Origin of the sequence: Roseicyclus sp. (assembly GCF_052168335.1) — a bacterium.
GTDB lineage: Bacteria > Pseudomonadota > Alphaproteobacteria > Rhodobacterales > Rhodobacteraceae > Roseibacterium.
Window position 1 is genome coordinate 1 of record NZ_JBQLZP010000294.1, and the last position, 6,132, is coordinate 6,132.

8 protein-coding genes are annotated in these 6,132 nt (G+C 69.3%); 5 read left to right on the forward strand and 3 right to left on the reverse strand.

Annotation, left to right across the window (positions count from 1 at the left end; genetic code table 11):
- The 4 genes from queG to ACTS11_RS09090 all read left to right on the forward strand — a co-directional run.
- The coding region (queG, locus tag ACTS11_RS09075) for a tRNA epoxyqueuosine(34) reductase QueG (protein ID WP_442640001.1) at nt 1-675 on the forward strand (675 nt) is incomplete at its 5' end.
- Nucleotides 672-1,538, forward strand: a complete 867-nt coding sequence (locus ACTS11_RS09080; RefSeq protein WP_442640002.1) for an SDR family oxidoreductase — start codon at nt 672-674, stop codon at nt 1,536-1,538. The genes queG and ACTS11_RS09080, both read left to right, overlap by 4 nt.
- A 70-nt stretch (nt 1,539-1,608) precedes the next feature.
- Nucleotides 1,609-2,100, forward strand: a complete 492-nt coding sequence (locus tag ACTS11_RS09085; RefSeq protein ID WP_442640003.1) for a L,D-transpeptidase family protein — start codon at nt 1,609-1,611, stop codon at nt 2,098-2,100.
- Between the two features lie 394 nt (nt 2,101-2,494).
- A complete protein-coding gene (locus ACTS11_RS09090) occupies nt 2,495-2,677 on the forward strand; it encodes a hypothetical protein (RefSeq protein ID WP_442640004.1) in 183 nt (60 codons plus the stop codon).
- Nucleotides 2,678-2,765: 88 nt separating this feature from the next.
- Here ACTS11_RS09090 and rlmN read toward each other — a convergent pair whose 3' ends face one another.
- Nucleotides 2,766-3,953, reverse strand: a complete 1,188-nt coding sequence (rlmN, locus tag ACTS11_RS09095) for a 23S rRNA (adenine(2503)-C(2))-methyltransferase RlmN (protein ID WP_442640005.1) — start codon at nt 3,951-3,953, stop codon at nt 2,766-2,768.
- A gap of 76 nt (nt 3,954-4,029) precedes the next feature.
- Nucleotides 4,030-4,572: an invasion associated locus B family protein gene (locus ACTS11_RS09100; protein ID WP_442640006.1), complete on the reverse strand. Its 543-nt coding sequence runs from the start codon at nt 4,570-4,572 to the stop codon at nt 4,030-4,032.
- 176 nt (nt 4,573-4,748) lie between these two features.
- Here ACTS11_RS09100 and ACTS11_RS09105 point away from each other — a divergent pair, with 176 nt between their 5' ends.
- The gene (locus ACTS11_RS09105; protein ID WP_442640007.1) at nt 4,749-5,765 is read left to right on the forward strand and encodes an asparaginase; all 1,017 of its coding nucleotides are present in this window, start codon (nt 4,749-4,751) and stop codon (nt 5,763-5,765) included.
- Nucleotides 5,766-5,769: 4 nt separating this feature from the next.
- Here ACTS11_RS09105 and ACTS11_RS09110 read toward each other — a convergent pair.
- Nucleotides 5,770-6,132, reverse strand: a 363-nt coding sequence (locus ACTS11_RS09110) for a response regulator (protein WP_442640008.1), incomplete at its 5' end; no start/stop codon positions are given.

Genomic DNA, 6,132 nt, shown 5'->3' on the forward strand with positions numbered 1-6,132 from the left:
CTCGACCGGTGCCCCGGCGGGGAGATCAAGGTCTTCGTCGACACCGCCCCGGTGATGGAAAAGCCGCTCGCCGCCGCCGCCGGGCTCGGCTGGCAGGGCAAGCACACGAACCTCCTCGGCCGCGACCTCGGCAACTGGATCTTCCTCGGCGCGATCTTCACCACGGTCGAGCTGTCGCCCGACACGCCCGGCGAGGACCATTGCGGAAGCTGCCGCGCCTGCCTCGACATCTGCCCGACCAAGGCCTTTCCCGCGCCCTACCAGCTCGACGCGCGGCGCTGCATCTCCTACCTGACGATCGAGCATCGCGGGCCGGTCGATCCTGCGCTGCGCCCCGGCCTCGGCAACCGGATCTACGGCTGCGACGACTGCCTCGCCGTCTGCCCCTGGAACAAGTTCGCCGTCGCGGCCACCGAGACCCGCTATGCGGCGCGGGAGGATCTCGTGGCGCCGGACCTGGCCGAACTTGCCGCGCTCGACGACGCGGGCTTCCGCGCGCGGTTCTCGGGCAGTCCCATCAAGCGGATCGGGCGTGACCGCTTCGTGCGCAACGTGCTCTATGCGATCGGGAATTCGGGCGCGCGCCACCTCCGCGCCGTGGCGGAGGCGCTGGCCGACGACCCGGACGAGGGCGTGGCGGACGCGGCGCGTTGGGCAATGGAGAGGCTGCGATGAGACTCGTGATCTTCGGCATGGGCTACACGGCGCGGACGCTGGTGGCGGAATGGCCCGCCGACTGGCCCCGCGACTTCGTCGTCACGACGCGGAGCCGCGAGAAAGCCGAGGCGCTCGCTCGTGAAGGGCTGACGGCTCGAGTCTTTCCCGGCGACGATCTCGCGGCGGACCTCGAAACGGCCACCCACGTCCTCGCCACGGCCGGCCCCGGGCCCGACGGCGACCCCGTCCTCGCGGAGCTTCGCGAGGCGCTGGCCGAAGCGGCGTCACATCTCGACTGGGTCGGCTACCTCTCCACCACGGGCGTCTACGGCGATCACGAGGGCGGCTGGGTCGACGAGGAGACGCCGCTTACCCCCTCGACCGAGCGCGGCCGCGCCCGCGTCGCCGCCGAGGAGGCGTGGCGCAGGCTCCACCGCGACCACGGGCTGCCCGTCCATATCTTCCGGCTCGCGGGCATCTACGGACCGGGGCGCGGACCCTTCGAGAAGGTCCGCAACGGCACCGCCCGCCGGATCGTGAAGCCCGGCCAGGTCTTCAGCCGCTGCCACGTCGAGGACATCGCCCAGGTTCTCATCGCCTCGATGCGGCACCCGAACCCCGGCGCCGCCTACAACGTCTGCGACGACGACCCCGCCCCGCCCGAGGATGTGATCGCGCACGCGGCCGAACGCCTCGGCCTGCCGCCGCCGCCCGAGATCCCCTTCGAGGAGGCGGAGCTCGGCCCCATGGCGCGCAGCTTCTACGCCGAGAGCAAGCGCGTGCGGAACGACCGGATCAAGACCGAACTCGGCGTGCGCCTGCGCTACCCGGACTACCGCGCCGGACTCGCTGCGCTGCTTTCCGCGGAGGCGGAAGATTGACGCTGCCACGACCGCCGAAAACGGTGTATGTCTCCGGCAAGAAACAAGAACCCCGTCGAGGCTGCAGGTCATGAGAGCAACGGTTCTGAGCGCGCTTGCGGCGCTGGCGCTTCTGGCGGGCTGCGCCGCGCCGAAGTTCATCGAGTATGACGGCCCCGAGGTCACGCGGGTCGAGGTCTTCAAGGCGAGCCGGACGATGATTCTCTGGCACCACGACGAGGTGCTCGAGACCTACGAGATCGAGCTCGGCTTCGCGCCCGAAGGACAGAAATTCGAGGAAGGCGACGGGCGCACGCCCGAGGGCGAGTTCTTCATCGACCGGCGCAACCCGAACAGCGAGTTCTACCTCTCGCTCGGCATCGACTATCCGCAGGCGCACCACATCGAGGCGGCCCGCGAGGCGGGGCTCGACCCCGGCGGCGACATCTTCATCCACGGAACGCCGCGCGAGTTCCGCAGGACGGACGACTGGACCGCGGGCTGCATCGCCGTCACCGACCGCGAGATGCGTCAGATCTACGCGATGGTGCGGGACGGCACGCCGATCACGATCCATCCCTGATCCGCGGCGTTGGCGGGCCGCGCGGCACTGTTGAGCGATCCCCTACAGGTTGTTGCATCCGCGTCCGCGTGCATCACCTTCCGGCTGTGAGATACTCTCGCCGGAGCCCCGTTCTCGCGCCTTTTCTGCTTGACGCGATCCTCGCGAATCGCCTTGTTTTCATGGCGTTGTGCGGCGTTCCTGAAAGCGGCGGGTCCGTCCTTGCCGCAGTGCGGCACAGGCCCGCTGCGGAGTGTTGCCAAATTGACGACACGGCCCCTTTCCGCGGGCGCCGGAAATTGCGCCGGCATTGCAATCCCCGGGTATTGCTGCTTAAAGAGTCTCACGAGGTACAGTCTTGGGTGCCCTAAACCTGTGCATGACGCACAAAACGGGGCGTATCTTGGAGGATATTATGAAGAAACTCGCTCTTGCTGCCGCTCTGTCGGTCGTGGCCACCGGCGCGTTCGCCGGCGGCATGGTTCAGCCGGTCGTCGAGCCCGTCGTGATCGTGGAAGACACGTCGAGCACGGCTGGCGGGATCCTGGTGCCGGTTCTGGCCCTGATCCTGATCGCCGCAGCGATCCACCACAACTGATCTTCGGATCGGACGTAACAGGAAAGGCGGTCCGCTTGCCGGGCCGCCTTTTCCTTTTGTGCCGAAGCGCTCGTCCGCGTCGGCCGGCTCAGGAGGTGAGGCCCGCCTCGGCGGCGATCTCCGCCCGCGACTTGCGTGCGCGCTCGGTCGCGGACTTGAGCTGACCGCAGGCGGCCATGATGTCCTCGCCCCGCGGCGTGCGGATCGGGCTTGCATACCCCGCCTTGTAGACGATGTCGGCGAAGCGCTCGATCCGCGACCAGTCGGACCGCTCGTAAGGCGCGCCCGGCCATTCGTTGAACGGGATCAGGTTGATCTTCGCCGGGATGCCCGCGATCAGCTTCACCAGCCACTTCGCGTCCTCGTCGCTGTCGTTCACGCCCTTCAGCATCACGTATTCGAAGGTGATCCGCTCGGAGTTCGAGGCCTTCGGATAGGCGCGGAGCGCATCGAGAAGCTCGGCGATCGGCCAGCGCTTGTTGATCGGCACCAGGCGGTCGCGCACCTCGTCGGTGGTGGCGTGGAAGGACACGGCCAGCATGCAGCCGATCTCCTCGGCGCAGCGCGCGATCTCGGGCACGACGCCGCTGGTGGACAGCGTGATCCGCCGGCGCGAGATGGCGATCCCCTCGCCGTCCATCGCGATCTTCATGGCGTCGCGCACGTTCTCGAAATTGTAGAGCGGCTCGCCCATCCCCATCAGCACGATGTTGGAGATGAGGCGCGGACGCTCGCCCGAGCCTTCGCCGGGCTTCACCCACTCGCCGAGGTCGTCGCGGGCCACCATGACCTGCCCCACGATCTCGCCCGCCGTGAGGTTGCGCACCAGCTTCTGCGTGCCGGTATGGCAGAACGAGCAGGTGAGAGTGCAGCCCACCTGGCTCGAGATGCAGAGCGTGCCGCGATCCTCCTCGGGGATGTAGACGACCTCGACCTCGTGGCCGCCCGCGATCCGCATGAGATACTTGCGCGTTCCGTCGAGGGAGACCTGCCTGGTCACGACCTCCGGCACACGGATCTCGAACGCGGCTTCGAGGTCCGCCCGGTAGGACTTGGCGAGGTTGGTCATCGACGCGAAGTCGCGCACGCCCTTCTGGTAGATCCACTGCCAGATCTGGTCGACGCGCATCTTAGCCTGCTTCTCGGGCGTTCCCGCCGCGATCAGCGCGGCGCGCAGCCCGTCGCGCGTGAGGCCGACGAGGTTCACGCGGCCGCCCTCGGGCGCCTTGCGCGGGATGGTGAGCACGTCCTGCGTGATCGGGGCGGTGGCGGTCATGTGAGCGAACCCTGATGCTTCCGTCCCCGGAGGGACCGGGGACAGATAAGGCCTCGCGCCCCCGATGGCAAACCCCTCAGTTCGCGCAGCGCGTCTCGGCGTCCTCGACCGCGGCGGTGAAGCCCATGAGCGAGAAGGTGTCCCGCGTCGTGGTGCCCCGCGCCGAGACGCCGGTGACGACGGCATCGGCGCCGCGCTTCATGGCGGCGATCAGGCGCGCATCCTCCTCGGGCGAGGCGGACCAGGCGAAGCCGGTGCGGCCGCCGTCGACGTCGCGGTTCTCGGTGTAGAACTCGAACGTGTCGCTGCCGATCTCGACGGTGACGACGTGCCCGTCCGGGTAGGGATAGCCGCCGGTGAACGAGACCTCGCCCATCCGCTCCTGTCCCGGCCAGAAGCTCACGAACATCAGGATGTCGCCTCGGTTCACCTGGACCTCCGAGCCGTCACGGGTGTTGACGGTCGTGGTCGGCTGCGAGACGACCCAGCACTGCCGCGGGTCCTCCTCGACGAACACGCTCCAGTCGGTCTCCGCGCTGACGCGGTTGGTGCTTTCCTCCTGCGCCTGGAGCGATCCGCCGAACGCGATCAGGCTCGCGGCAGCAAGGGCGCCGGTCAAGAAAGTCTTCTTCAACACGTGAGCCTCCAGCCTTCTCTGCCTCTGGTGCCCGGCGCGCTTATGGTTCAGGACTGGAACGCGCTGGGAAATATCGTCGGGACAATAGGGGATCACGCCCCGCTGCGAAAGTCCCGATGGCGGAAAACCGCCGGACACAAACGCGCGAGGAGGAGTGCATGGACATGGCGAAGGACGCGGCGCGGCTCGTGGGGGTCGCGCGGGGCGACATCGTGGAAAGCGCGCATCGCGGCCACGTCGCGATCTGGCACCGCGACGAAGGCCTCGTGGCGAGCTGGGGCGACCCGGCCAGGCGCATCCTGCCCCGCAGCGCGATCAAGATGATCCAGGCGCTGCCGCTGGTCGAAAGCGGCGCCGCCGACGCCGCGGGCCTGACGCCGGCGCAGCTCGCGCTCGCCTGCGCCTCGCACCAGGGCGCGGCGCTTCATACCGGCATGGTCGAGGCGTGGCTCGACTCGATCGGCCGGGCGGAGGGGGACCTCCGCTGCGGCGCGCACTGGCCCTATGACGAGGCGGCGGAACACGCCCTGATCCGCGCGGGGGGCAAGCCCGGCCAGCGCCACAACAACTGCTCCGGCAAGCACACGGGCTTTCTGACCCTGTCGCGGCACCTCGGCGCGGGCCCGGAGTATCTCGAGATCGACCATCCCGTGCAGCGCGCGGTGCGCGACGCGCTGGCCGAGGTCAGCGGCGAGGCGATCGAAGACTACGCGATCGACGGCTGCTCGGCCCCGAATTTCGCGCTGTCGCTGTCGGGCTTCGCCCGCGCGCTCGCGGAATTCGCCTGCGCCAAGGACGTGGGCGGCGTGCGCGGGGCCGCGATGGGACGGCTCGTGCAGGCGATGGCGGCGCACCCCGACTGCGTCGCGGGCGAGGGACGGGCCTGCACGCGCCTGATGCGCGCGATGGGGGGCCGCGCCGCGATCAAGACCGGCGCGGAGGGCGTCTTCGCCGCGATCATCCCCGAGCGGCGTCTGGGCATCGCGGTCAAGATCGAGGACGGCGCCACGCGCGCCTCGGAGGCAGTGATCACGCGGCTCCTGATCGGGGCGGGCGTGCTCGACGCCGAGCACCCCGAGGCCGTCGCCTTCTCGCACGGCCCGGTCCGGAACTGGCGCGGCATCGAGACCGGACATGTCGAGGTCGCCGGGGACATTCGCGACTGGCGCGCCTGAGAGGTCAGGGAACCGGGTTCCGTCCTTCCGGCGCGAAGGCGGCGATGCAGGCGTGAAGGCGCGCCTTCCGCAGCGGCTTGGGCAGGTAGTCGTCCATGCCGGCGGCGAGGAAACGCTCCCTGTCGCCGTCGATCGCGTGCGCGGTCATCGCCACGATCGGCACGCGGGGCGCACCTTCCCCGGCCTCGTGCGCGCGGATGGCCTGCGTCGCGGCGATCCCGTCCATGCCCGGCATGGCGATGTCGGTCAGGATCATGTCGGGCCGCGCCTCGTGGTAGGCCTGCACGAGCTCGGCGCCGTCCTCGACAAGCCTCAGGTCGATGTCGAGCGACTTGAGCATCGCGCAGAAGACGAGACGGTTCGTGGC

What these genes read in the sequence shown, in the direction of transcription:
- ACTS11_RS09080 (WP_442640002.1), top strand. Translation starts at nt 672, where the DNA reads ATGAGACTCGTGATCTTCGGCATGGGCTACACGGCGCGGACGCTGGTG.
- ACTS11_RS09085 (WP_442640003.1), top strand. Translation starts at nt 1,609, where the DNA reads ATGAGAGCAACGGTTCTGAGCGCGCTTGCGGCGCTGGCGCTTCTGGCG.
- ACTS11_RS09090 (WP_442640004.1), top strand. Translation starts at nt 2,495, where the DNA reads ATGAAGAAACTCGCTCTTGCTGCCGCTCTGTCGGTCGTGGCCACCGGC.
- rlmN (WP_442640005.1), bottom strand. Translation starts at nt 3,953, where the DNA reads ATGACCGCCACCGCCCCGATCACGCAGGACGTGCTCACCATCCCGCGC.
- ACTS11_RS09105 (WP_442640007.1), top strand. Translation starts at nt 4,749, where the DNA reads ATGGACATGGCGAAGGACGCGGCGCGGCTCGTGGGGGTCGCGCGGGGC.